We start from the raw sequence: 450 nt of genomic DNA, 5'->3' as shown, positions 1-450 counted from the left end.
CGGTGCCGCTTGTCATTCCGCTCTCAGCCGCCTCGGCCGAGCAGCTTGATTTGTCGGTTGCGAGACTATCCGGCTGGTTGGGAGAGCATGAAACGGCAGCGTTATCCGACATTGCCTATACGCTGCAGTCGGGCCGAGAGGCTCTGGAAGAGAGACTTACCATAGTCGCCGTAAGCGTGTCGGAGTTAAGAAACAAACTGCAGCAATACAACCGGGGAGAAGGCGATGTCGAAGGCCTTTACCGGGGTAGTGCCCGAACCAGATCCAAGCCGCGCAAAATTGACGGAGCGGACCCTGTGACGGCAGCCAAGCGCTGGGTGCGCGGTGACCTGGTGAACTGGGGTTTCCTGCAACAGGGTACCGAGCGCAAATTGCCGCTGCCCGGATATCCGTTCGCCAGGATCAGCCACTGGCTGGACGATAAACCTTCTGCTGTGCCGGAGGTTTCAG

General features: G+C 59.1%; 1 protein-coding gene. It reads left to right on the top strand.

What is annotated here, in order from left to right; all coding sequences use genetic code 11:
• Positions 1-50: 50 nt before the first annotated feature.
• Positions 51-450 (top strand): KS-MAT linker domain-containing protein (locus L696_RS28370; RefSeq protein ID WP_155985336.1); only part of this gene is annotated, 400 nt, incomplete at its 3' end.

Origin of the sequence: Paenibacillus maysiensis (assembly GCF_000520815.1) — a bacterium.
Taxonomy (GTDB): Bacteria; Bacillota; Bacilli; order Paenibacillales; family Paenibacillaceae; genus Paenibacillus; species Paenibacillus maysiensis.
Note: the sequence above shows the minus strand (reverse complement) of the source record. Positions and strands in the feature narration are given on the sequence as shown.